The sequence below is a fragment of the Belnapia arida genome, from assembly GCF_016773205.1.
Classification (GTDB): domain Bacteria; phylum Pseudomonadota; class Alphaproteobacteria; order Acetobacterales; family Acetobacteraceae; genus Belnapia; species Belnapia arida.
Window position 1 is genome coordinate 18172 of record NZ_JAETWB010000031.1, and the last position, 22253, is coordinate 40424.

At 71.2% G+C, this 22253-nt stretch carries 23 protein-coding genes; 12 read left to right on the forward strand and 11 right to left on the reverse strand.

Annotated features, from left to right (window positions below; genetic code table 11):
* Positions 1-21: 21 nt before the first annotated feature.
* The 5 genes from JMJ56_RS26790 to JMJ56_RS26810 form a co-directional block, all read right to left on the reverse strand.
* Positions 22-678 (reverse strand): exopolysaccharide biosynthesis protein, encoded by a 657-nt coding sequence (locus tag JMJ56_RS26790; RefSeq protein ID WP_202834819.1) that lies wholly within the window; start codon positions 676-678, stop codon positions 22-24.
* A gap of 160 nt (positions 679-838) precedes the next feature.
* A complete protein-coding gene (locus JMJ56_RS26795; protein WP_236038643.1) occupies positions 839-1633 on the reverse strand; it encodes an enoyl-CoA hydratase in 795 nt (264 codons plus the stop codon).
* Positions 1634-1638: 5 nt separating this feature from the next.
* Positions 1639-2850, reverse strand: a complete 1212-nt coding sequence (locus tag JMJ56_RS26800) for a CaiB/BaiF CoA transferase family protein (RefSeq protein ID WP_236038645.1) — start codon at positions 2848-2850, stop codon at positions 1639-1641.
* 28 nt (positions 2851-2878) lie between these two features.
* Entirely contained in the window at positions 2879-3628 is a 750-nt protein-coding gene (locus JMJ56_RS26805) for an endonuclease III domain-containing protein (RefSeq protein WP_202834821.1), read from the reverse strand.
* Between the two features lie 33 nt (positions 3629-3661).
* A complete protein-coding gene (locus JMJ56_RS26810; protein WP_236038647.1) occupies positions 3662-4618 on the reverse strand; it encodes a Bug family tripartite tricarboxylate transporter substrate binding protein in 957 nt (318 codons plus the stop codon).
* Positions 4619-4688: 70 nt separating this feature from the next.
* On the opposite strand from JMJ56_RS26810, the gene JMJ56_RS26815 reads away from it, so the two are divergent.
* Complete coding sequence (locus JMJ56_RS26815; RefSeq protein ID WP_202834840.1) at positions 4689-5333, forward strand: DUF1194 domain-containing protein; 645 nt, start codon at positions 4689-4691, stop codon at positions 5331-5333.
* Between the two features lie 12 nt (positions 5334-5345).
* Positions 5346-6461: a 2-aminoethylphosphonate--pyruvate transaminase gene (locus JMJ56_RS26820; protein ID WP_202834823.1), complete on the forward strand. Its 1116-nt coding sequence runs from the start codon at positions 5346-5348 to the stop codon at positions 6459-6461.
* Between the two features lie 21 nt (positions 6462-6482).
* On the opposite strand, the gene JMJ56_RS26825 is transcribed toward JMJ56_RS26820, so the two are convergent.
* Both JMJ56_RS26825 and JMJ56_RS26830 read right to left on the reverse strand, forming a co-directional pair.
* On the reverse strand, positions 6483-7130 hold the full coding sequence (locus JMJ56_RS26825) for an OmpW/AlkL family protein (protein ID WP_236038649.1): 648 nt from the start codon (positions 7128-7130) through the stop codon (positions 6483-6485).
* 80 nt (positions 7131-7210) lie between these two features.
* Positions 7211-7432: a DUF1289 domain-containing protein gene (locus tag JMJ56_RS26830; RefSeq protein WP_202834825.1), complete on the reverse strand. Its 222-nt coding sequence runs from the start codon at positions 7430-7432 to the stop codon at positions 7211-7213.
* A gap of 76 nt (positions 7433-7508) precedes the next feature.
* Here JMJ56_RS26830 and JMJ56_RS26835 point away from each other — a divergent pair, with 76 nt between their 5' ends.
* From JMJ56_RS26835 to JMJ56_RS26845, 3 genes are all read left to right on the forward strand, one after another.
* Positions 7509-9179 carry a formate--tetrahydrofolate ligase gene (locus JMJ56_RS26835; protein WP_202834826.1) on the forward strand — a complete coding sequence of 557 codons (1671 nt, stop codon included), beginning with the start codon at positions 7509-7511 and terminating at the stop codon, positions 9177-9179.
* A gap of 141 nt (positions 9180-9320) precedes the next feature.
* Positions 9321-9851, forward strand: coding sequence for a sigma-70 family RNA polymerase sigma factor (locus JMJ56_RS26840; RefSeq protein WP_236038651.1), 531 nt, complete (start codon positions 9321-9323; stop codon positions 9849-9851).
* 400 nt (positions 9852-10251) lie between these two features.
* Positions 10252-11451, forward strand: a complete 1200-nt coding sequence (locus JMJ56_RS26845; RefSeq protein WP_202834827.1) for a class I SAM-dependent DNA methyltransferase — start codon at positions 10252-10254, stop codon at positions 11449-11451.
* Here JMJ56_RS26845 and JMJ56_RS26850 read toward each other — a convergent pair.
* Positions 11441-12124, reverse strand: a complete 684-nt coding sequence (locus JMJ56_RS26850; protein ID WP_202834828.1) for an RraA family protein — start codon at positions 12122-12124, stop codon at positions 11441-11443. The two genes, JMJ56_RS26845 and JMJ56_RS26850, sit on opposite strands and share 11 nt — an antisense overlap.
* Positions 12125-12152: 28 nt before the next feature.
* Positions 12153-12857 (reverse strand): SDR family oxidoreductase, encoded by a 705-nt coding sequence (locus JMJ56_RS26855; protein WP_202834829.1) that lies wholly within the window; start codon positions 12855-12857, stop codon positions 12153-12155.
* Between the two features lie 58 nt (positions 12858-12915).
* On the opposite strand from JMJ56_RS26855, the gene JMJ56_RS26860 reads away from it, so the two are divergent.
* The gene (locus JMJ56_RS26860; protein ID WP_202834830.1) at positions 12916-14064 is read left to right on the forward strand and encodes an NADH:flavin oxidoreductase/NADH oxidase; all 1149 of its coding nucleotides are present in this window, start codon (positions 12916-12918) and stop codon (positions 14062-14064) included.
* Between the two features lie 56 nt (positions 14065-14120).
* Entirely contained in the window at positions 14121-15476 is a 1356-nt protein-coding gene (locus JMJ56_RS26865) for a replication-associated recombination protein A (protein ID WP_202834842.1), read from the forward strand.
* Between the two features lies 1 nt (position 15477).
* Here the strand turns inward: JMJ56_RS26865 and JMJ56_RS26870 are convergent, their stop codons facing one another.
* Positions 15478-15915, reverse strand: a complete 438-nt coding sequence (locus JMJ56_RS26870) for a septal ring lytic transglycosylase RlpA family protein (RefSeq protein WP_236038653.1) — start codon at positions 15913-15915, stop codon at positions 15478-15480.
* A gap of 99 nt (positions 15916-16014) precedes the next feature.
* Between JMJ56_RS26870 and JMJ56_RS26875 the strand changes: the two genes are divergently transcribed.
* Genes JMJ56_RS26875 through JMJ56_RS26890 form a run of 4 tightly spaced genes read left to right on the forward strand, consistent with a single transcriptional unit; the run spans position 16015 to position 20530 of the window.
* Positions 16015-17001, forward strand: a complete 987-nt coding sequence (locus tag JMJ56_RS26875; RefSeq protein WP_202834831.1) for an RluA family pseudouridine synthase — start codon at positions 16015-16017, stop codon at positions 16999-17001.
* A 25-nt stretch (positions 17002-17026) separates the two neighbouring features.
* Entirely contained in the window at positions 17027-19555 is a 2529-nt protein-coding gene (locus JMJ56_RS26880; protein WP_202834832.1) for an AsmA family protein, read from the forward strand.
* 1 nt (position 19556) lies between these two features.
* On the forward strand, positions 19557-20267 hold the full coding sequence (locus JMJ56_RS26885) for an ATP12 family chaperone protein (RefSeq protein ID WP_202834833.1): 711 nt from the start codon (positions 19557-19559) through the stop codon (positions 20265-20267).
* The gene (locus JMJ56_RS26890) at positions 20264-20530 is read left to right on the forward strand and encodes an acylphosphatase (RefSeq protein WP_202834834.1); all 267 of its coding nucleotides are present in this window, start codon (positions 20264-20266) and stop codon (positions 20528-20530) included. Before JMJ56_RS26885 ends, JMJ56_RS26890 begins: the two co-directional genes overlap by 4 nt.
* A gap of 272 nt (positions 20531-20802) precedes the next feature.
* Here the strand turns inward: JMJ56_RS26890 and JMJ56_RS26895 are convergent, their stop codons facing one another.
* Positions 20803-21153, reverse strand: a complete 351-nt coding sequence (locus JMJ56_RS26895; RefSeq protein WP_202834835.1) for a hypothetical protein — start codon at positions 21151-21153, stop codon at positions 20803-20805.
* Positions 21154-21646: 493 nt separating this feature from the next.
* Between JMJ56_RS26895 and JMJ56_RS26900 the strand changes: the two genes are divergently transcribed.
* Positions 21647-22253, forward strand: a 607-nt coding sequence (locus JMJ56_RS26900; protein ID WP_202834836.1) for a transposase, incomplete at its 3' end; no start/stop codon positions are given.

A 22253-nucleotide genomic window follows, 5' to 3' on the forward strand; every position in this document is an offset into this window, starting at 1 on the left:
GCCCGGCGTGGGCAGTCGGGATCAGAAGATCCAGCCCAGCGCCTGGACGCCGAGCCAGCAGACGACGGTGAGCACCGCCGTGGCGAAGATGCAGCCGGCGACGGTCAGCCCGACGCCCCAGGCCATCACCCGGTTGTCGTGCTCGACGAGGCCGAGCGCCATGACGATGTTGCCGAAGGCCGGCGGGCCGTTGGTGCCCGGCCCCGGCAAAATCAGCATCAACGCCACATAGGCGGTGAGCCAGCCGAAGATGCGGTCGCCGATGGGCGAGGTGAAGAAGCCCGGCCGCGGCCGCACATAGGTCTCGACTCGTGCCATCCACTTGGAGTCGCCGGCGGTCAGCCGCAGCAGGTCCGTTCGCTTCACGCTCTGCCGGGCGATGAAGGCCGGTAGCTTCGGCGTGCGCCGCCCGAGCCCCATCTGGATGCCGAGCAGCAGCACCGGCAGGCCGAAGACCGAGGCCATGCCCGGCAGCAGCGAGGGCAGCAGCAGCAGCAGGATCAGAAGGCCGAAGGCGCGGTCGCCGAAGGCCTCGGACATCTCGCCGAGGGTGATGCGCTCGCCCGGGAAGCGCGCGGCCACCTCCGCCACGATGCGAGAAATGGGGGCACCCGCCCCATGCGCGCAGCTTTCCTTGGCCGGCAGGACGACCGGCGGCGCGTCGAGGTGTCCATCCATGTGCGGTCAGTGGTCCCTTCGATCCCAGACGCTCAGCGAAGCCCGGCCTGCCACCCAATTGATGAAGGGTGTGTCACGGCTGCCGCATCCTAGGGAAAGAATGCGCATCATGCACCGGGATTTTCGCGCGAAGCTGGACACCGGTGCGTTCCCGGCTCGGTTACGTTCCGGTGAAGGCAGGCTTCCGCTTCTCCATGAAGGCGCGCCGGCCCTCGCGGTAGTCGCTGCTGTCGAAGCAGACGGCCATGGCGGCCTGGAGCCTCGCCATGTCCCGGTCCGCCCGGTCCATCAGCACCGCCTTCACCATCTGCTTGTTCGTGGTGAGCGAGAGCGGCGCGTTGGCGGCCATGGTCGCCGCCAGCTTCGCTACCGTTTCCTCCAGCGCCTCGACCGGCACCACCTTGTTGACGAGGCCCATCCGCTCCGCCTCGCGGGCTTCGAAGCGCTCGCCGGTCATCAGGATCATATGAGCATGGGCCGGGCCGACGAGGTCGGCCAAGGCGCGGACCATGTCGAAGCCATAGGCAATGCCGAGCTTCGCCGCCGGGATGCCGAACTGGCTGTCCTCCGAGGCGATGCGGATGTCGGTGGACATGGCGATGCCGAGGCCTCCGCCCATGCAGAAGCCCCTGATCTGCGCGATCACCGGCTTGCGGTAGGCGGCCAGCTTGGCGCGGCCCGCGCTGGTCAGCTTCTCGTATTCGCGTTGGGCGTCGGCGTTGGCGCGGTTTTTCTCGAACTGGCTGATGTCGGCGCCCGAGACGAAGGCCTTGTCGCCGGCGCCCTGGAGGATGACGCAGCGCACCGCGGCATCCTCGGCGAAGCGGTCCAGCGCCTCGGCCATGCCGTTCCACATGTCGACCGACATGGCGTTGCGCTTCTCCGGCTGGTTGAACACCACCCGGCCGACGCCTCCCTCGACACTGGCGAGGATCTTTCCTTCGGCGAATTCCATTCGGCTCATCCGAGCGCCCCCTTGGCCTTCAGCTCTTTGATCTCAGCCTCGGAGAGCCCGGCCTCGGCCAGGATCTCCGCGCCATGCTCGCCGAGGGCCGGCACGTCGCGGTAGACGCCGGTCTCCAGCCCCTCGATGTTCAGCGGGTTGGCGACGACATTGATGTCGCCCCGGCTCCGGTGGTGCATCGGCATCGCCATCTCCAGGTGCTGCACCTGCGGGTCAGCGAAGACCTCGGCGATGTCGTTGACCGGGCCGCAGGGGATGCCCGCCTCCTCCAGCCGCTCGATCCACCATTCGCTCGACTGCGTCCGGGTGACCTCGGCGATGGTGGCGTTCACCCGCGCCCGGTCCTTGCTGCGCCCCCCGGGGGTGAGCCATTCCGGCACGGCGAGCCATTCCTCCTGCCCCGCCGCCTTGCAGAAATTGGTCCAGAGCTTGGGCGTGGAGGCCGCAATGTTGATCGGCTTGTCGGCGGTCGGGAACACGCCCATCGGGATGTTGACGGGGTGGTCGTTGCCCGCTTGGCCGGCGACCTCGCCATCCATCAGGTAGCGACTTGCCTGGAAGTCCAGCATGAAGACCTGCGCCTCAAGCAGCGAGGTGTGGACATAGCCGCCGCGCCCGGTCCGCTCCCGGTCGAAGAGCTTCAGCATGATGCCGAAGGCCAGCAGGTTGCCCGCCGTCAGGTCGTTGATGGGGATGCCGACGCGCATCGGCCCGCGCCCTGGCTCGCCGGTGATGCTCATCAGCCCGCCCATGCCCTGGGCGATCTGGTCGACGCCGCCACGCTTGGAATAGGGCCCGGTCTGGCCGAAGCCGGAGATGGAGGCATAGACGAGGCGCGGGTTGAGCGGCGCCAGGTCCTCATAGGCGATCTTCAGGCGGTGCTTCACCTGCATCCGCATATTCTCAACGACGACATCTGCGGTCGCGGCGAGCTTGAGGAAGGCCGCATGCCCTGCCGGGTTCTTGAGGTCGAGGGCGATGCCCCGCTTGTTGCGATGGAGGTTGACGCTGTCGAACCCGTCCCGCGCCCCGGCCAGCGCATCGGCCGAACTCGGCGGCTCGATGCGGATGACGTCCGCCCCCCAATCTGCCAGGTGCCGCACGCAGGTCGGCCCGGCCCGCGCCAGGGTCAGGTCCAGCACGCGGATGCCCGCCAGCGGCAGGCGGGTCTCGGCCATCAGCTTCGGGTCGATCGGGCTTTCAGGCATCGGCATTCCTCCCCGCGGTTGGGGGAGACTAGGCCGGGTTCGTCGGCAGGGCCAGGGCAGGGGAGGGCGTCGGCGCGAGCCGCGCCTGCCCTTCCGGGCAGAGGTCAAGCAGCACGCAGCGCCCGCAGGCCGGCCCGCGGAAGAAGCAGCAGCGCTGGCCGTGGCGCATCAACATCTGATGGTTGTCGTAGAACTGCTGCGCGTCCCACTCCGCCGGCAGCTGCGCTTCCAGCACCGCATGCGACGGCCCGACGGGCAAGGAGGCGGGGATCAGCCCGAGCCGCGCCGCCACCCGGTGATGGTGGCTGTCGACCGGGAGGGCCCGGCGCCGCAGGTTGCTGAAGGAGAGCACGGCCGCCGCCGTCTTCGGCCCTACCCCCGGCAGGGCAGCGAGCCAGGCCGTTGCCTCGGCATCGTCCATTGTCTCGAGATTCGACAGGTCGAGCCCGCCGCGCCGCTCCGTCAGCGTGCGCAGGGTCCGCTGCAACGCCGGGGCCTTGGCCTCGGGCCAGGTGACGCCGGCGATGGCCGCTTCGACCTCGGCGACCGGCGCGTCCCGCACCGCCTCCCATTCGGGGAAGGCGCGGCGCAGGCTCTCATAGGCGCGGGCGCTGTCGCGGTTCTTCGTCCGATGAGAGAGCAGGGAGGAGACCAGCTCCGAAACCGGGTCGAGGGCGTGAAAGTAGTTCACCGGGCAACCGTATTCGGCGCAGAGCAGCCGGTGCGCTTCCAGCGCTAGGGCGCGTTTCGCGGGATCGTGCAAAAGGGACCGTGCCATTGTATCAGAACGGCCATGGTCCGCGCCGGATGCCTATTCCGGTTGGAAATTCGCTGCTCGGAGCAGCGCCGTGTTTCGCCGGAGATCCGTCTCGATATAGGCGGCGAATTCCGCCGGGCTCTCCTGCACCGGCTCGAAGCCGAGCTCGGTCAGCCGCTGCACCACGCTCGGCTCCGCCATTCCCTCACGCAGTGCCGCGTTCATCCGCGCAACGACCTCCGTCGGCACACCTTTTGGCCCCCAAACGCCATACCAGGAGAAGAACTCCAACCCTGGCATCCCGGCCTCTGCCGCGGTCGGAATCTCGGGCGCGATGGGGCTCCGCGCCGCGCGGGTGATGGCGAGAGCCCGCACTTGCCCGCCGCGCGTCAGCGGCAGGGTGGCGAGGATCGGGTCCAGCATCAGCTGGACATTGCCCGCTGCGATGTCGGCCAGCGCTGGCGCCGAGCCGCGATAGGGCACCATCGGGATGTCGAGCCCCGCCAGCCGGTTGAACTCGATGGAGGCGAGGTGTCCCGCCGCCCCGAGCGCCGAGACGCCGAAGCTCCAGGCGCCGGGAGATCGCCTCGCCGCCTCCGCCACCGCCTGGATACTCGCCTCGGGCCGCCCCGGATTGGTCACCAGCAACAGCGGCCCCTGCCCGGTGCGGGCGATGGGCGTGAAATCCGCCGCCGGGTCGTAGGGCACGCTCTTCAGCACCTGCCGCCCCATGACATGGACCGAGGCCGTCAGAAGGATCGTGTGGCCATCCGGTGCCGCCTGAGCGACCGCCACCCCACCGACGGTTCCGCTGCCGCCCGCCCGGTTCTCCGGCACCACGGGGACGCCGAGCCGCTCCGAGAGCTTCTGCGCCGCCAGCCGCGACATCGCATCCGTCGCGCCGCCGGGCGTATAAGGAATGACGGCGCGGATCGGCCGGTTCGGCCAGGGGGCCTGGGCGAGCGCCGGGCTGGCGAGCAGGGGCAGCGTCAGCAGTGCGCGGCGTCGCATCGGGGGAAGGGCCTCCATGGTGCGGCGCACACTATAGATGTGTCGTTCCGCCCCGCGCTATGGCTGCGGGATGGAGCCCGTGGACCTCGCCCTCTGCCTCGCCATCGACGTCTCTGCCAGCGTCGATTACGAGGAATTCGGCCTGATGATCGGCGGCCTCGCCGGGGCCTTCCGCCAGGCCGATATCGCCGCCGCCTGTGCCGGCGGCCCGCGCGGCGCCATCGCGGTCTGCGCCCTCTTCTGGTCGGTCGGCAGCGACCTGGCCGTGCCCTGGACCCGCATTGACGGACCCGCCGCCGCCGAGGCCTTGGCCGTCGCCCTGGAGAATGCCCCGCGCCTGCCCGGCCCCGGCGCCACGGCCCTGGGCGATGGGATGGCGGCCGCCCTTGCCCTGCTCGCCCGCTGCCCGGCCGAGGCAACGCGCCTCGCCCTCGACGTCTCTGGCGACGGGCGGAACAACCGCGGCCGGGAGCCGGGACCAGTGCGCGATATCGGCGCGGCGGCGGGCGTCACCATCAACGGCCTCGCGGTGCTGAACGAGGAGCCGGACCTGCTGGAACATTACCGCGCCGAGGTGATCGGCGGGCCGGGAAGCTTCGCCATGGCCTGCCCGAACTATGCCGCCTTCGCCGCAGCGATGCGGGAAAAGCTGTGGCGGGAAATCGGCGGCCTTCTGTTGTCGCGTGCCAATCGGCTATACCTCACCATAGCTTGAAGGTGCTTGTTCATGTTGCTGCTCATCCCCGGCCCGGTGCAGACCCGTCCCGAGACCCGCGCCGCCATGGCCCAGGACATCGCCCCCTGGGATCATGACTTCCGCCCGGTCTATGCCGAGATCCGCGAGCGCGTGCGCGCCATCGCCGGCGGGCAGGAGGGGGTGCATGCCACCCTGCCGCTGCAGGGCTGCGGCCATTTCATCATGGAAGCGGCGATCCGCACCTTCATCCCGGCCGGCGGCAAGGTGCTGATCCCGCAGAACGGCGCCTATGCCGACCGCGCCGTCCGCCTCGCCACGGAATGCGGCCGGCAGGTGGTCGCCGTACCTGGCCCCGACACCCGCTCGGTCACGGCCGAGGAACTCGACGCCGCGCTGGCCGCCGATCCTGCCATCTCCCACGTCGCCGTCGTCCACCACGAGACGGGCAGCGGCATGGTGAACGACCCGGAGGTGATCGGCCCCGTGGTCCGCCGGCATGGCCGGCGGCTGATTCTCGATAGCGTCTCCGCCTTCGGCGCGCTGCCGGTCGACCTCGCGGCGCATCCGGAGATCGACGCAGTGCTCTTCACCTCGGGCAAGTGCCTCGAAGGCCTGCCCGGCATCGGCTTCGCGGTCGCGCGGGTCGACAGCGTGACGGCCGCCGCGGGCAATGCCGGCTCCTGGTCCTTCGACCTTTCGGACATCCATCAGCATGCGCTGCGCGCCGGCTGGGGCAGCTTCCGCTTCACCCCGCCCGTCCAGGCGCTGGCAGCCTTCCGCACCGCACTCGACCTTTACGACGCCGAGGGCGGCCAGCCGGCCCGCCTCGCCCGTTACCGGGAAAATGCGCGCATCCTGTATGACGGGCTGCGTGGCATGGGCCTCACGCCCTATCTGGAGCCGCGGCACCAGGGGCCGGTGATCGTCACCACCCACCAGCCGGCCGATCCGCGCTTCGACCTGCAGCCCTTCGTCGATGCACTGAAGGCGCGCGGGGTGTTGATCAGCAACTTTTTCAACACCAAGGCGCCGACCTTCCGCATCGGCTGCATCGGCGCCGTCACGCCGGAGGACATGCGCGGCGCCGTCGCCGCGATCGGCGGTGCGCTGGAAGACCTCGGCGTGCGGCGGCGCGAGGCGGCGTGAGCCGCCTCGGGCCCTTTGCCCTCAGAAGCGGTAGCGCACCGACGCGCCGACCACCCAAGGGTCGAGGTTGACGCGGGCGTGCACCAGCCCGGAGTTGACGCTTGCCTCCGGGCGCAGGATCAGCTTCTTCACGTCGATATTGGCCAGCCAGTGCGGGGAGACCTCGTAGTCCAGGCCGGCATTGAAGGCGAAGCCGGGCGCGGTATCGACCATCACCCGCCGCACCGGCGCCGTCCGGCTGCCGCCCTCGCCGTAGAAGAAGCTCACATTGATGCCAGCGCCGACATAGGGGCTGAACCGTGACTGCGGAAAGGGATGGTACTGCAGGGTCAGCGTCGGCGGCAGCACCCAGACATGGCCGAGGTTGAGGTTGCCAAGCGCCGAGCCGCGGACGCTGACATCATGCCGCGTGCTCGCCGCGATCAGGTTCAGCGAGACGTTCGGCACCATGAAATAGGTGAGGTCGAGCTGCGGGCTCGCGCTGTTGCTTGCCTGCGGACGCCCGCCGATGGCGTCCACATGGCCGCCGTTGCTCGGCAGCACGCCAATGGCGCCGAACCCCACCACGATGTCGCCGGCCTGCTTGCCCCGCACGCCATCCTCGGCCTGCGCCACGCCCATCATCGCCACCAGCGCCGCCGCAGCCGCCAGCCCAACCGTCCTCGTCATCGCACCCACATCCATCCCTGGCGGCCCATGCCGCGCGGTCGGACCCTAGCCGCGGTGGTGAGATCGTGCCTTGCGCGGAATCAAATCTGCTTTTTCTTTTTGGCCGCCGCCTTGCCGACCCGCTGCCCGGCCGCCGCCAGCGCCAGCAGCCGCCCCGGCAGCGTCTCGCGGATTGCCGGCCGCTGCTCCTTCTCCTTCTTCCAATGCTTCTTGTCCTTGCGGGTCATCCCGCAGCCGAGGCACCAGCCGGTTTCCTCGTCATACTTGCAGATATCGATGCAGGGGCTTGCCATGCCGGTCATATAGGGCCGCCATCCTGCTTGCAGGAGCGCTGCCGGGGCGATAAGCGCGAGCCTCCAACCGGGAGGGACAACGCGCATGGCCACCGACCTCGAGATCGCGCGTTCCGCGACCCTCCGACCCATCGCCGCCATTGCCGCCCGCGCCGGCATCCCGGAGGAGGCGCTGATTCCCTTCGGCCGCCACAAGGCGAAGGTCGACCTACCCTTCCTGCGCAGCCAGGCGGCGAAGCCGGCGGGCCGGCTGGTGCTCGTCACCGGCATCAGCCCGACGCCCGCCGGCGAGGGCAAGACGACGACGACCATCGGCCTCGGCGACGCGCTGAACGCGCTCGGCACTCAGACCATGATCTGCCTGCGAGAGCCCTCGCTCGGCCCCTGCTTCGGCGTGAAGGGGGGCGCGACCGGTGGCGGCCATGCCCAGGTGGGGCCGATGGAGGAGATCAACCTCCACTTCACCGGCGATTTCCATGCCATCACATCGGCCAACAACCTGCTGGCCGCGATGATCGACAACCACATCTACTGGGGCAACGCGCTCGGCATCGATGAGCGCCGAATCACCTGGCGCCGGGCGATGGACATGAACGACCGCGCGTTGCGCGGCATCGTCAACTCGCTCGGCGGGGTCGCCAACGGCTATCCGCGCGAGGATGCCTTCGACATCACTGTGGCCTCGGAGGTGATGGCGATCTTCTGCCTCGCCACCTCGCTGGAGGACCTCCAGGCGCGGCTCGGCCGCATCATCATCGGCAGCACGCGCGAGGGGGCGCCGGTGACGGCGCGCGACCTCAAGGCCGATGGCGCCATGGCCGCGCTGTTGCGCGACGCCTTCGCGCCCAACTTGGTGCAGACGCTGGAAGGCTCGCCCGCCCTCGTGCATGGCGGCCCCTTCGCCAACATCGCGCATGGCTGCAACAGCGTCGCCGCGACGAAGCTTGGGCTTTCGCTCGCCGAGGTTGTGGTGACTGAGGCCGGTTTCGGCGCGGATCTCGGCGCCGAAAAATTCCTCGACATCAAATGCCCTGCGGCCGGCATCGCACCCGCCGCCTCCGTCGTCGTCGCGACGGTGCGCGCGTTGAAGATGCATGGCGGCGTGGCGAAGGCCGATCTTGGTCGCGAGGATGTCGCGGCGCTGCGGCGTGGCGTCGTCAATCTCGCCCGTCATGTCGAGAATATGCAGAAATATGGGCTTGGCGTGGTTGTGGCTTTGAACGCCTTCACAACCGACACGGGTGCCGAGATCGCGGCGGTGCAGGAGGCGATGGCAGCGCTCGGCACCGAGGTCGTGCTCTGCACGCATTGGGCCAATGGCGCGGCGGGCGCCGCGGACCTCGCGCGTGCCGTGCTGCGGCAAATGGAGGATGGCCCGTCGCGCTTCGCCCCGCTCTATCCTCCCGATCTGCCGCTGGAGGCGAAGCTCCGCCGCATCGCCGGCGAGATCTACCGTGCCGCCGATGTTCAAGTCCCTGTCGGCGTCGCCGCCAAATTGCGTCGCTTCGAGGAGATGGGGTTCGGCCATGTCCCGGTCTGCGTGGCGAAGACGCAGTACAGCTTCAGCGCGGACCCGGCGCTGCTCGGCGCGCCGACCGGCCATGTGCTGCCGGTGCGTGACGTGCGGCTCTCGGCCGGCGCCGGATTCGTCGTCGCGATCTGCGGCGAGATCATGACGATGCCGGGGTTGCCGCGCCGTCCTGCCGCGGAATTCATCGGTCTCGATGCCGATGGCGCCATTGATGGACTGTTCTGATTGACCACCCACGCAAGCGTGCATCCGAAGTGGCGTGGATACACGCAAGGGTGTCTCATCCCATTCCCACCCCGGTCCAGGCTTCGGTTAGTGTCCGCCCCCATCGACGGCTGACGCTGCGCAGGGGATGACGGGGACCGCATGCAGGAGGAGGATAGCGCGAACGGGGCGGAGGCTTTCGCAACTGCGATCGCCGCTGAGATCCCCCGCCTGCGCCGCTTCGCCCGCGTGCTCGCGCGCGGCGGCGACGCGGCCGACGACCTGGTGCAGGACACGCTGCTGCGCGCCATCGCCGCTCGCGATCAGTTCGAGCCGGGCACCAATCTCCGCGCTTGGCTTTTCACCATCCTGCGCCATGCCCGTGCGGCCAATCTGCGCCGCGCCTCGCGCAGCCCGATCATGGAGGCGGAGAGCCTGCCTGAATCGCCGGTTTCGGGTGGGCAGGAGGAGCGTCAGGCGATGCGCGACGTGGCGGCGGCCTTCCGCAAGCTGGCGCGCATCCACCGCGAGGCGCTCTGGCTGGTGGTGGTGGAGGGGCTCGATTACGCCGAGGCCGCACGCATCCTGAACGTCCCGCCCGGCACCCTGCGCTCCCGCCTGTCCCGCGCGCGGGAGGCCCTGCGCGAGAGCATCGGTGCCAGTCCGGTCGACTTCACGGCGGACGAGGATTAAAGCCGCCTTCCGCGCAGCGCCTCGATCAGCCGCAGCGGCAGCGGTGCTTCCAGTACCCAGTCGAACGCCTCGCCAAGCCCTCGCCGGAGCAGGTTGTCGAGGTGCTCGTCGTCCATCCTTGGCGCCTGAGCAGGGTGAGGACGGGCCGTCGTGGCAATCTGCATCTTAAGGGTAAGTTCCTGCGCCGCAGATGGTTCCACCTGCGGGCCATCGACGGAGACTGGCTTGCTCGGCATGGGGAAACCGCGGTTGAGGCCCGGGCAGGCCGCCGGGGACTTTTCCAACCTATGGGCGAAGTTGCGCTGCCGCAAGCACCAAAACGTGAGCGTGGCAAATGGGCACCGAAGCGTGGCACGAAAGCGACATTGCCTGTCCGCCATGCGGCTCGCAGACTGCACGGATGTCTCCAGACCCTTCCGCCCTGCTCCAGGCAGGCGTCGCGCGCCATGCTGCGGGCGACCTTGCCGGTGCCGAGCAATTCTACCGACAGGTGCTGAAGTGCCGCCCACTGGATGCCAATGCGCATAACCTGCTCGGCGTGCTGGCACGGCAGCGTGGCGATGCCGCCGGCGCCCTCCGCCATACGGAGCGCGCCCTGGCGCAGCAGCCGGAGGAGCCGGTCTTCCTCGCCAATCGCGGCGCCGCCCTGGCCGAGGCCGGCCGGCTGCCGGAGGCTGTCATCGCCCTCCGCGCGGCCCTGGCCCGCCGGCCGGAGGACGCGGTGACGTTGCGCAACCTGGGCCAAGCCCTTTGCGCCCTGGGCGATCCGCAGGCCGCCCTCGCGCCGCTCGAGGCCGCGGCCCGGCTCCAACCCGGCACTGCGGCGCCGCTGCTCGCCCTCGCCCATGCCCGGCGCGAGGCGAGCGATGCGGCAGGCGCCGCCGCTGCCGCCGAGGCCGCCCTCGCCGCCGCCGCCCAGCCTGCGCTGGCCGAGCAGGCCCGCTTCCTCCTCGCCGCCCTCGGCCGGAGCGGCGCCCCCGCCCGTGCGCCGGCGGGCTATGTGCGCGAGCTCTTCGATCAGTTCGCACCGCGCTTCGAGGCTGAACTCACCGGCCGGCTCGGCTACCGTACGCCGGCGCTGCTCGCCGGGCTGCTGACGGAGGCCGGCATTGCTCCGCGCCGGGCGCTGCGGGTGCTGGACCTCGGCTGCGGCACCGGGCTTTCGGGCGTGGCACTGGCGCCTTTCGCCCGCAGGCTCGAGGGGCTCGACCTCTCGCCGCGCATGCTGGCCGAGGCCCGCCGCCGCCCGCTCTACGACGCGCTGCACGAGGCCGACCTGCTCGACTGGCTCCCCACCCGCCCGGCCGGCTTCGACCTCGTCGCCGCCGCCGACGTGCTGAACTACCTCGGCGACCTTGCCCCGGCGCTCGCCGCCATCGCCGCGGCGCTCGCGCCCGGAGGGCACGCCGCCTTTTCGGTCGAGGCAGGGGAGGGGGCGTCCTTCGCCCTTGCCGAGGCGATGCGCTACCGCCACGATCCGGCGCATGTGGCGGCGCTCGCCGCGGCCGCCGGCCTCGCCCTGGTCGAGCAACGCGCTGGCGTGCTGCGGATGGAGCGGGGCGCCCCGGTGGAGGGCGCCCTATTCCTGCTCAGCCGATGATCCGGGCCTCGGCCAGGATCCGCCGCATCCGCTCGGTATCGACGGCGCCGGCCTCGACAGCGGCGATGGCCTTGGCCTCCGCCGCCCGCACCGCATCCAGCCCCTCTGCCACGGCCTCTGCCTGGTCGAGCGGCACCACGACCACGCCATCCGCATCGCCGACGACGATGTCGCCGCTGCGCACCGCGAGCCCGCCGCAGATGACCGGCGCCCCGACCGTGCCCGGCCCGTTCGCCGCCGGCGAGGTCGGCACCACGGCTGCGGCGAAGACCGGCAGGCCGGTTGCCAGGATGCCCGCCTTGTCCCGCGCCGCGCCCTCGGTGACGAAGGCGGCGATGCCCTTGTTCTTCATCATCCCGGCGACGATGTCGCCGATCGCCGCCGCACAGAGATAGGCATCATTCGCCACTACGATCACGTCCCCGGCCTCCGCCTCGGCCAGGGCGCCGTAGACACCGACGATATCGGCCGGATAGGCGAAGGCGGTCAGCGCCGGCCCGATGAAGGCGGCGTTGGCCGGGTCGAGCGGCTTCACCGCCCAGTGCATCGCTCCGCGCCCCGCCATGACATCGACCAGATGCGAGGTCTGCGCCCCGCGGAACCGCTCCAGAAGGGCAGGGGAGGGACGCCGGTGCCCCCGGTGGATGGTCAGCAGCGGCGGGTTGTCGAGCATGGAAGGTCCTCCTCACAATGGACCGCAATTACTCCGCATAGATCATCTTCCGCGTCATCCCGCCATCAGTGAGGAATTCCGCTCCGGTGACGAAGCCGCTCTCCGGACCGACCAGCCAGGCGACCAGCGCCGCCACATCCTCCGGTCGGCCGACCCGCCCGGCCGGGTGCTGCGCATGGTCCTCCGGGCGCAGCGCCTCGCCCCTGGTGTCGATCCAGCCGGGGCTCACGCAATTCGCCCGCACCTCCGGCCCGAGGCTGATGGCGAGCGCATGGGTCAGGGCGAGCAGCCCGCCCTTAGAGGCGCTGTAGCTCTCGGTATCCGCCTCCGACTGGTGCGCCCGGGTGGAGGCGATGGTGACGATCGCCCCACGCACCTGTCGCAGCATCGCCTCTGCCGCCCGCGCCAGGAGGAAGGCGCTGGTGAGGTTGGTGCCGAGGACGGCGTTCCACTCATCGAGGCCCAGCTCGCGGATCGGCTTGCGGATCATGAAGCCGGCATTGCAGACCACGGCGTCGAGCCGGCCTTCCTGCGCCGCGATCCCGTCCACCAAGCGCCCGACCGCCGCCTCGTCCGAGACGTCCGCCTGCACGAGGCGTCCAGGGGTGCCCTCCGCCGTCTCCCGGTCGGCGACGACCACGCGCCAGCCATCGCGCTCGAGCCTGGCTGCCACCGCGCGGCCGATCCCCCGTGCGCCGCCCGTCACCAGCGCCACCCTCTGCCCCTGCTCCATCGCCAATCTCCCGCCGCCGCCCGTAAGCTCCCGCCGAACCATCGGGGAGCGTCCGTCCATGACCGCACCATTGCTCTTCACGCCGCTGACCATCCGCGGCGTGACGCTGAAGAACCGCATCGTGGTCGCGCCGATGCATCAATATGCCGCCAACCGCGGCTATGCGACGGACTGGCACCTGATGAATGCCGGCCGCTACGCCGCTGGCGGCGCCGGCCTCGTCATCATGGAGAGCACCAAGGTGGAGCGGCGCGGCTGCGGCACCCATGGCGATCTCGGCCTCTGGGAGGACGGGCAGATCCCCGGCCTCGCCCGCTGCGCCGCCTTCATCAAGGCGCAGGACGCGGTGCCCGGCCTGCAGCTCGGCCATTCCGGCCGCAAGGCCCGGCGCTTCCGCCCCTGGGAGGGCGGCGGCCCGCTACCGGCCGAGGCCGCGGAGGACGACTGGGAGCTCGTCGCCCCCTCGGCGCTGGCCAGCCCGGAGAGCGACCCGCTGCCCCGCGCGCTCACCCGCGCCGAGGTGCAGGACCTCGTCCAGCGCTGGGCCGATGCCGCCCGCCGCGCCGACCAGGCCGGCATCGAGGTGCTCGAGGTCCACGGCGCGCATGGCTACCTGATCCACCAGTTCCTCTCGCCCTTCAGCAACCTCCGCAACGACGAGTACGGCGGCAGCGAGGAGGGCCGCATGCGCTTCTGCCTCGAGGTGGTGGAGGCGGTGCGCGCCGTCTGGCCGGCGGAGAAGCCGCTCTTCCTGCGCCTCTCGGTCGAGGACGATGCCGGCTGGGACGTGGCGCAGTCGGCCCGGCTGGCGGCGCTGGCGCGGCCGCTCGGCGTCGACGTGGTGGACTGCTCCTCGGGCGGCATGCGCGGCGCCCCGGTGGTCGGCACCGGCCCGATCACCTACGGCTACCAGGTGCCCTATGCCGAGCGGCTGCGGCGCGAGGCCGGCATCGCCACCATGGCCGTCGGCCTCATCGTCCATGCCGACCAGGCCGAGGGCATCCTCCAGCGCGGCGAGGCGGACCTGATCGCGCTCGCGCGGGAGCTTCTCTACAACCCGCACTGGCCGATGGATGCTGCGCAGAAGCTCGGCGCCGACCCACGCTTTGCCCTGGTGCCGCCCGCCCAGGCCTACTGGTTGGAGAAGCGCGCCCGTCAGGTGAAGGAGCTGGTGCCGAGCACCTGGCGCGAGCGGCTGGACGGATAGCGGGGGTGGCGTGGGCCCTCGCCCATCCCGCGCAGGTCGGGCCTATACTCCCCGGCATGGCCCCACGCCGCACCCCCGACCCGCCCACCGACCTCTTCGGCGAGGCTGCCCCGCCGCCCCGCGCCGAAGCGCCCAGCGGCCCCCGCCCGCTTGCCGACCGGCTCAGGCCGGCGGAACTGGAGGAGGTGGTCGGCCAGGACCATCTGGTCGGCCCCGCCGGCGCGCTGACCGGGATGCTCGCCCGCGGCGCATTGGCCTCGCTGATCCTCTGGGGCCCGCCCGGCGTCGGCAAGACCACCATCGCCCGGCTGCTCGCCGAGCGCGCCGGCCTCGTCTTCGTGCAGCTTTCGGCGGTCTTTTCCGGCGTCGCCGATCTCAAGCGCGCCTTCGACGAGGCGCGGCAGCGCCGCCGGGCAGGGCAGGGGACGCTGCTCTTCGTCGACGAGATCCATCGCTTCAACCGCGCCCAGCAGGACGGCTTCCTGCCCGTCGTCGAGGACGGCACGGTGACGCTGGTCGGCGCCACCACGGAGAACCCGAGCTTCGCCCTCAACGGCGCGCTGCTCTCCCGCTGCCAGGTCCTCGTCCTGCGGCGCCTCGACGAGGCGGCGCTCGACCTGCTGCTGACCCGTGCCGAGGCCGAGGCCGGCCGCGCCCTGCCGCTCGACCCGGCGGCGCGGGCCAGCCTCAGGGCGATGGCCGACGGTGACGGGCGCTACCTGCTGAACCTCGCCGAGCAGCTCCTTGCCCTGCCCCCCGGCCAGCCGCCGCTCGACGCCGCGGCGCTGGGCGAGCTGCTGGCGCGCCGCGCCGCGCTCTACGACAAGGACCGGGAGGAGCACTATAACCTCATCTCCGCCCTGCATAAGTCGCTGCGCGGCTCCGACCCCGATGCGGCGCTCTACTGGTTCGCGCGTATGATCCAGGGCGGCGAAGACCCGCGCTACATCGCCCGGCGTCTGACCCGCTTCGCCGCCGAGGATGTCGGCCTCGCCGATCCGCGCGCCCTGCCGCTCGCCATCGCCGCCTGGGAAACCTATGAGCGCCTTGGCTCACCGGAAGGCGAGCTGGCTCTTGTCCAGCTCATCCTGCATCTCGGCACCGCGCCTAAGTCGAACGCCGCCTATGTCGCCTGGGGCGAGGCGCAGCGGGCAGCGCGCGAAACCGGCAGCCTGACGCCGCCGCAGCACATCCTCAACGCACCGACGAAGCTGATGAAGAACCTCGGCTATGGCCGCGGCTATGCCTACGACCATGACGAGGCGGAGGGCTTCTCGGGCCAGGACTACTTTCCGGACGGGATGGGGCGCCGCGCCTTCTACCGCCCGACCAACCGTGGCGCGGAGTCCGCGATCGGCGAACGGCTGGAGCGCTGGACGGCTCTCCGCGCTGAAAAGAGGGGGGGCGGTTAAGCTACCGCTGGGCCACTCGCTGGTCGCGGTCCGGCATCTGCACCGGCGTCACCACCACCGGCGCGGTGCCCTGCTCGCGCATGCCGAGGTCCTGCGCCGTCTTCGGGCTCAGGTCGATCACCCGGCCCCGCGCATAGGGGCCGCGATCCTCGACCGTCACCTCAGCCGTCCTGCCATTCTCCAGGTTGGTGACCCGCGCGGTCGTGCCGAGCGGCAGGGTACGGTGCGCTGCGGAGTTGGAGCGAGCATCGAAGCGGCGGCCATTTGCCATGCGCCGGCCATTGAATTTCTGCGCGTAATAGCTGGCCGTGCCCCGCTGTGGCCGCGCCTGGGTCCGGGACTGATGTTGAGGGGCTCGCGCCTGCTCGGCGGCATGGGCGGAGAGGACATGGTCCGGGGTGCCAACACCGAGGACCATGAGGGCCGCGGCTGCGGCCATCGCTGCTATCCGTGTCATGCACTCTATGACGCCCTGCCGGTGCGAAAGTTCAACCCGCCCCGCTTCGCACCTGGTGGGCCCCTGGGCTACAGGGAACGCATGACCATAGAAACCCGGATCGTGGCCGAGGCAGAGGCGGATACCCGCCTCGACCGCTGGTTCCGCCGCCATTTCCCGCAACTCACCCAGGGCGCGTTGCAAAAGATGCTGCGCACCGGCCAGGTCCGCATCGATGGCCGAAGGGCGGAGGCCAACACCCGCCTCGCCGCCGGGCAGGAAGTACGCATCCCGCCGCTGCCGGATGGGCCGCCGCCGGAGCGCGACCAGCGCCCCGTCTCGGAGGAGGATGCGGCGATGCTGCAGCGCCTCGTCCTCCACATGGATGCCAGCCTCATCATCCTCGACAAGCCGCACGGATTGCCGGTGCAGGGCGGCCCCGGCATCACCCGCCACCTGGACGGCATGCTGGATGCGCTGCGCTTCAGCTTCGAGGAGCGGCCGCGGCTGGTCCACCGCCTGGACCGCGACACCTCCGGCCTGCTGCTGCTCGCCCGCACGCCCGTGGCCGCCGCCTTCCTCGCAAAGGAGTTCCGCGGCCGCGGCGTGGAGAAGACCTATTGGGCCGTGGTCACCCCGCCGCCGCAGATCGAGGATGGCCGCATCGACATCCCGCTGGCGAAGCTCGACGGCCCGCGCGGCGAGCGGATGCAGGCGGTGGAGGATCCATCGGAGGGCGCCCGCGCCGTCACCGATTTCCGCACCCTCGATGCCGTCCGCGGCCGCGCCGCCTGGCTGGAGCTGAAGCCGCTCACCGGCCGCACCCATCAGCTCCGCGTGCATTGCGCCGAGGGGCTCGGCACCCCGATCCTCGGCGACGGGAAATATGGCGGCGGCGCCGCGCATCTGGACGGGCTGCCGGGCGAACTCCATCTGCATGCCCGTGCCCTTCGCCTGCCGCATCCGGAGGGTGGCACGATGGAGGCCTTCTCCGCCCTGCCGCCCCATATGAAGGAGACTTTCGCCTTCTTCGGCTTCGAGGCGTCGAAGACGCCGAAGCCGCGCCGCCTCGCCGCCGCCCGGCGCTGAGCGCCCCCAGCCGGGAGAGACCGCCATGCCCGCCGCCACACCTCGCCGCCGCTGGCTTCGCTGGACCCTGATCGCCCTGGCCGTGCTGGTGCTGCTGCCCGCCGCGGGCCTCGCCGTACTGCTGCTGACCTTCGACCCGAACAACCAGAAGCCGCGCATCCAGGCGGCGGTGGAGGCGGCGACCGGCCGCAGCCTCGCCCTCGGCGATATCGGGGTGAAGCTGGCCCTGGCGCCGACGTTGACGGTGGAGGATGTCGCCCTCGCCAACGCCCCCGGCGGCAGCCGCCCGCAGATGGCGACCATCCGCCGGGTCGAGGTGGAGCTGGCCCTGCTCCCGCTGCTTTCCCGCCGGGTGGAGGTGCGCCGCCTGGTGCTGCGGTCGCCCGACATCCTGCTGGAGACGGATGCGGCGGGGCGCCCGAACTGGGCTTTCGCCCCGCCTGGTCGCCCCGCTGCCCCAGCACCCCAGGCGGCACCCGCCAGCGCCGCCCGCGAGGCTGACCCGCGCCTCGGCATCGCCGTCGACCGGGTGGAGCTGACCGACGGTCAGGTGGCCTGGCGCGACGGCCGCACGGGCGCCACCCGCGGCCTCGCCATCCCGCGGCTCGAGTCCCGTGCCGACACGGCCGGTGCGCTCCGGTTGAACGGGCAGCTTGCGCTGAATGGCATTCCCGTCGCCCTTTCCGGCGAAACCGGGCCGCTCGACCGCCTGACTGACCCCGCGGCGGCAACGCCCTGGCCCCTGCGCCTGGCGCTGGAGGCGGCCGGCGCCCGCCTCGCCGCCGAGGGCGCCATCGCCCGGCCGATGCAGATGCGGGGCTGGCAGATGGCGGTCGAGGCCCGGGTGCCGGAATTGCAGAAGCTCGCCCCGCTGCTGCCCGATGCCCCGCTGCCGCCGCTGCGTGACCTCGCCCTCACCGCGAAGCTGGACGAGGCATCGGTGAGCGACCTCCGCCTCACCCTCGGTGCCGCGGTGCTGGATGCTGTGCTGCCCGGCCTGCGCCTCGCCAGCCTCACCGCCACCCTGCCGCGGCAGGACCAGCCCCTCGCTCTCGAGGTCGAGGCCGCGCTGAACGACGTCCCGCTCCGCCTCGCCGGCACGCTCGGTGCGCCGGGCCTGCTGCTGCCCGGCGCGGCGCCGCAGCCCTTCCCGGTCGATCTGGGCCTTGCCGTGGCCGGTGCCACCGGCACGGCGAAGGGGGCCATCGCCGATCTCCGCCGCCTGGCCGGCGTCGATCTCGCCCTCTCCTTCCGGGCGCCGGACCTTGCCCCACTGGCGCCGCTCGCCGGGGCGCCGCTGCCGCCGGTGCGGGACCTCGCCCTTGATATGCGCCTCGCCGAGCGCACGCCGGGCTTCGCTGGTGGCGCCTTTCTGCGCGGGCTGCGGATTGCCTCCTCGGCCGGTGATGCGGCGGGCGACCTCACCTATGTCATCGGCCAGCGCCAGGGCGTCGATGGCGCGCTGACCTCCACCCGCCTCGACCTCGATGCGCTCCGTCCGCCGCCCGCCGCCCCGGCCGCCGCAGCCCCGGCCGCCCCGCCGCCGCCGGCGGACCGCCGCGCCATCCCGGACGTGAAGCTGCCGCTGGAGGCGCTGCGGATCATCGATGGCGACCTCCGCTGGCAGATCGGCAGCCTGGTCGCCCAGGGCGTGACCTTACGGCAGGTGCAGGCGCGCCTGTCGGTCCAGAACGGCCGCGCCCGGCTCGACCCCTTCGCCGCGCAAATGCCGGGCGGGCCGGTTACGCTGCGCGCCGCCGCCGACCTCACCACCACGCCGCCCACGGTGCAGGTCGCGGCGCAGTCGCCGGGCCTCGACCTCGCCCCGCTGCTGGCGGCGCTGGGGCAGGTGCCACCCCAGGCGACGGGCCAGCTCGGCCTCGATGCTGACCTCCGCGGCCAGGGCGCCGACCTCCGCACCGTGGCCGGCACCGCCCACGGCCATCTTGGCCTATCCGTGGTGCGCGGCACCCTCACCGGCAGCCTCCTGGAGAAGCTCCCCACCGATCTTCGCCGCCTGCTGCCCGGTGGCGTGTCCGGGCGCGACATCCCCCTCCGCTGCCTCGCCCTCCGTTTCCAGGCGGAGGACGGCATGGCCCAGTCCCGCGCCCTGCTGGTCGACACCGCGCTAGGCCGTCTGGGCGGGGAAGGGGGAGCCAACCTCAAGACCGAGGCGCTGGCCTTCCGCCTCCTGCCCGACCTCCGCCTTGGCGGCATCGAGCTGCGGGCGCCGATCAACATCGCCGGCACGATGCGCGCGCCGCGCATCGGCGTCTCGCCGGAAGCCGCCATCGCGGGCGGGCTCGGCGCCTTCCTTTCCTTGCAGAGCACGCCGGACCGTAGCCTCCAGGCGCTGGCCGGCGCCTTGGGCGGCGGCGGGCCGGCCCTGCCGGACTGCGAGGCACAGCTTGCCATCGCCCGTGGCGGCCAGCCCGGCGCGGCCCCCGCTGCCCTGCCTACTCCAACCCCGGCTCATCCAACCCCAGCTCCGGCCCAGGGCCTGCCCGCCCCGGCGCAGGAGCTGCTGCGCGGCCTCTTCGGCCGAGGACGATGACATGAAGCGTTTCTGGACCAGCGCCACCACTACCCCCCAGCCCGGCGGCTTCGGCGTGAGCCTCGACGGCAAGCCCGTCCGCCTGCCCGGCGGCGCCCCCCTGGTGGTCGACCGCGCGCCGCTCGCGGAGGCGATCGCCGAGGAGTGGTCCGCGGCAGGTGGCGGCGCCCCTGGCGGCGAGATGAGCATGAACGACATGCCGCTCACGCGCCTTGTCGGCACCGCGCAGGAGCGTATCGTCCCTGACCCGGCGGCGATGATCGATGGCCTCGCCCGCTATGCCGAGAGCGACCTGCTCTGCTATCGCGCCGAGGATCCGCAACTGGCCGCCTTGCAGGCCGCCGAATGGCAGCCCCTGCTCGACTGGGCCGCCCTGCGGCAGGACGCGCCGCTGCGCGTCACCGCCGGCATCATGCCGGTTCGCCAGGAGGCCTCGGCCGTCGCTGCGCTCCGTGCTGCCGTCGCCGCCCGCAACCCGGTGGAACTGGCCGCCCTCGGCGTTCTGGTGCCTGCCCTCGGCAGCCTGGTGCTCGGCCTCGCCGTGGTGGAGGGGCGGTTGGAGGCAGCGGAGGCGCATCGCCTCGCCATCCTCGACGAGACCTTCCAGGAGGAATTCTGGGGGCTCGACCAGGAGGCGGCGGATCGCCGGGCCCGCATCGCCGGGGAGATCGCCGTCGTCGGCCGTCTGCTGGCCCTGGCGAGGCCAACATGAACGCGCATCATCTCCGCATCGAGGGCCGCGTCCAGGGTGTTGGCTACCGCGCCTGGATGGTCCGCGAGGCCCGCCGGCTCGGCCTCACCGGTTGGGTCCGCAACCGCACGGATGGCAGCGTGGAAGCGGTCGTCGCCGGCCCGGAGCCAGCCGTTCAGACCCTGCTGACCGCCTGCCGCCGCGGCCCCTTGGCAGCGCGGGTGGATCGCATCGTGGAGGCTCTCACCGATCTGCCGGAGGGGGAGGAGTTTCAGCAACGGTAGGGCGATGCCTGATAGTGCCAGGTATCGGGCGGTGCTTTGCGGGACGAGGCTGGGCCAGCGCAACGCGTCGCCGCGAACTAGATGGCAGCGCCATCGCGGCGGGCTGGCACAGTCTGCGTCCCTACGCGCTGTTTCAACCCGGTGGCCCGTCAAGCTCATAGCCTAAAGGTCACAGGTTCAAATCCTTTCCCCGCATCCCACGTTCCCAACACAGCGAAACGGCCGGCCTTCACGTAGGGCGGCCGTTTCGCTGTTCGCGCTCCCGTCACTGGTCAGACGCTCTGGCGCGTCGCCAAGATGGAGGAAGGCAACGAGGTCACCATGCAGCTGGACGCTGACCTCACCCTGGCGTTCGCCGGGAACACCGCAATCACGTCGATCAGCCTGCGCAGCGCCTCGGCCGCTGTGTGCGGCTCCTGAAGCGCTGTCCCAAGTACCTCGATCTTGCGGCGACAGAGGTCGGGTAAGTTCGGATGCAGCATTGGCACCAGCTCAGGCGTGCCGCTCGCAGCGATCTCGCTCGTTAGGGCTGCGTGGCGCTGCTCCAAGTCGCGCAACTCGCCGACCAATGCTAGGCCTACCGTGTCCGTCTGGGTTTGGGTTTGCCCCGTTTCGGTGGACATCAACAACGCTTTCGCGTGAGGTGTCCTGATCCCCAAGACCCATCCCGCCCACGCGCCAGAGTTCCGGCGCCAGATGGTCAAGTTGGTCCGTGCTGAACGCGACTTGGCCGATCTTGCCCGCGAGTTCGAACCCTCTGCCTAGGCCATTCGGAACTGGGTCGCCGCGGCGGACCGGCAGGAGGGTCGGCACGAGATAAAGCCCGCCCCAGCCGAGGCTGTGCTGACCACGGCCGAGCGCGAGGAACTCGCCCGACTGCGGCGCGAGAACAAACAGTTGCACCAGAAGCGCGACATTCTCTCTCGAGCGGCGGCCTGGTTTGCCCGGGGGACCGGCACGATCCCCTCCGGGCTTTCAAATTCATGAAAGTAATCCAGGCCTTCCCGATTGCCCGGATGGCACACTTGCTCGGCGTCTAGCAGGCTGCTGAAATTCCCGCTCGCGACTGGCTGCGGATCGTGATTCGCTGATCCTCGTCAACGGGACGAGGTCGGGATGCGGGGCAAGGACGAGGTGCGGGGCTCGCTCTTCAGCTACGTGGAGCTGGAGCAGCGGGTCCGTCCCGACCACCCGCTGCGGACGATCCGGGCGATCGTGAATGCGGCGCTGGCGGAGATGTCGGCCGAGTTCGACGCGCTTTACCCGCCGACGGGCCGGGATTCGATCCCGCCCAAGCGGCTGCTGCGGGGGCTGCTGCTGCAGGCCTTCTACTCGATCCGCTCTGAACGCCAGCTGGTCGAGCGGATCGACTTCGACCTGCTGTTCCGATGGTTCGTCGGCCTTGGTGTGGACGACCCGGTCTGGGACGCCACGACTTTCACCAAGAACCGCGACCGGCTGCTGGGCGGCGAGATCGCCGGGCGCTTCCTGGCCACCGTGGTGGCGCAGCCGAAGGTGCGCGCTCTGCTCTCGACCGAGCATTTCTCGGTCGACGGCACGCTGCTTGAGGCCTGGGCCAGCACCAAGAGCTTCCGGCCGAAGGACGGCTCCGGCCCGCCGCCCGATGCGGGGCGCAACGGCGAGCAGGACTTCCGCGGCCAGAAGCGCCGCAACGAGACGCACGCCTCCACCACCGACCCCGATGCCAAGCTGTTCCGCAAGG

What these genes read in the sequence shown, in the direction of transcription:
- JMJ56_RS26815 (WP_202834840.1), top strand. Translation starts at nt 4,689, where the DNA reads ATGGAGCCCGTGGACCTCGCCCTCTGCCTCGCCATCGACGTCTCTGCC.
- JMJ56_RS26835 (WP_202834826.1), top strand. Translation starts at nt 7,509, where the DNA reads ATGGCCACCGACCTCGAGATCGCGCGTTCCGCGACCCTCCGACCCATC.
- JMJ56_RS26850 (WP_202834828.1), bottom strand. Translation starts at nt 12,124, where the DNA reads ATGCTCGACAACCCGCCGCTGCTGACCATCCACCGGGGGCACCGGCGT.
- JMJ56_RS26825 (WP_236038649.1), bottom strand. Translation starts at nt 7,130, where the DNA reads ATGACGAGGACGGTTGGGCTGGCGGCTGCGGCGGCGCTGGTGGCGATG.
- JMJ56_RS26830 (WP_202834825.1), bottom strand. Translation starts at nt 7,432, where the DNA reads ATGACCGGCATGGCAAGCCCCTGCATCGATATCTGCAAGTATGACGAG.
- JMJ56_RS26860 (WP_202834830.1), top strand. Translation starts at nt 12,916, where the DNA reads ATGACCGCACCATTGCTCTTCACGCCGCTGACCATCCGCGGCGTGACG.
- JMJ56_RS26840 (WP_236038651.1), top strand. Translation starts at nt 9,321, where the DNA reads ATGCAGGAGGAGGATAGCGCGAACGGGGCGGAGGCTTTCGCAACTGCG.
- JMJ56_RS26895 (WP_202834835.1), bottom strand. Translation starts at nt 21,153, where the DNA reads ATGTCCACCGAAACGGGGCAAACCCAAACCCAGACGGACACGGTAGGC.
- JMJ56_RS26805 (WP_202834821.1), bottom strand. Translation starts at nt 3,628, where the DNA reads ATGGCACGGTCCCTTTTGCACGATCCCGCGAAACGCGCCCTAGCGCTG.
- JMJ56_RS26810 (WP_236038647.1), bottom strand. Translation starts at nt 4,618, where the DNA reads ATGCGACGCCGCGCACTGCTGACGCTGCCCCTGCTCGCCAGCCCGGCG.
- JMJ56_RS26865 (WP_202834842.1), top strand. Translation starts at nt 14,121, where the DNA reads ATGGCCCCACGCCGCACCCCCGACCCGCCCACCGACCTCTTCGGCGAG.
- JMJ56_RS26880 (WP_202834832.1), top strand. Translation starts at nt 17,027, where the DNA reads ATGCCCGCCGCCACACCTCGCCGCCGCTGGCTTCGCTGGACCCTGATC.
- JMJ56_RS26885 (WP_202834833.1), top strand. Translation starts at nt 19,557, where the DNA reads ATGAAGCGTTTCTGGACCAGCGCCACCACTACCCCCCAGCCCGGCGGC.
- JMJ56_RS26845 (WP_202834827.1), top strand. Translation starts at nt 10,252, where the DNA reads ATGTCTCCAGACCCTTCCGCCCTGCTCCAGGCAGGCGTCGCGCGCCAT.
- JMJ56_RS26875 (WP_202834831.1), top strand. Translation starts at nt 16,015, where the DNA reads ATGACCATAGAAACCCGGATCGTGGCCGAGGCAGAGGCGGATACCCGC.
- JMJ56_RS26820 (WP_202834823.1), top strand. Translation starts at nt 5,346, where the DNA reads ATGTTGCTGCTCATCCCCGGCCCGGTGCAGACCCGTCCCGAGACCCGC.
- JMJ56_RS26855 (WP_202834829.1), bottom strand. Translation starts at nt 12,857, where the DNA reads ATGGAGCAGGGGCAGAGGGTGGCGCTGGTGACGGGCGGCGCACGGGGG.
- JMJ56_RS26800 (WP_236038645.1), bottom strand. Translation starts at nt 2,850, where the DNA reads ATGCCTGAAAGCCCGATCGACCCGAAGCTGATGGCCGAGACCCGCCTG.
- JMJ56_RS26790 (WP_202834819.1), bottom strand. Translation starts at nt 678, where the DNA reads ATGGATGGACACCTCGACGCGCCGCCGGTCGTCCTGCCGGCCAAGGAA.
- JMJ56_RS26890 (WP_202834834.1), top strand. Translation starts at nt 20,264, where the DNA reads ATGAACGCGCATCATCTCCGCATCGAGGGCCGCGTCCAGGGTGTTGGC.
- JMJ56_RS26795 (WP_236038643.1), bottom strand. Translation starts at nt 1,633, where the DNA reads ATGGAATTCGCCGAAGGAAAGATCCTCGCCAGTGTCGAGGGAGGCGTC.
- JMJ56_RS26870 (WP_236038653.1), bottom strand. Translation starts at nt 15,915, where the DNA reads ATGGCCGCAGCCGCGGCCCTCATGGTCCTCGGTGTTGGCACCCCGGAC.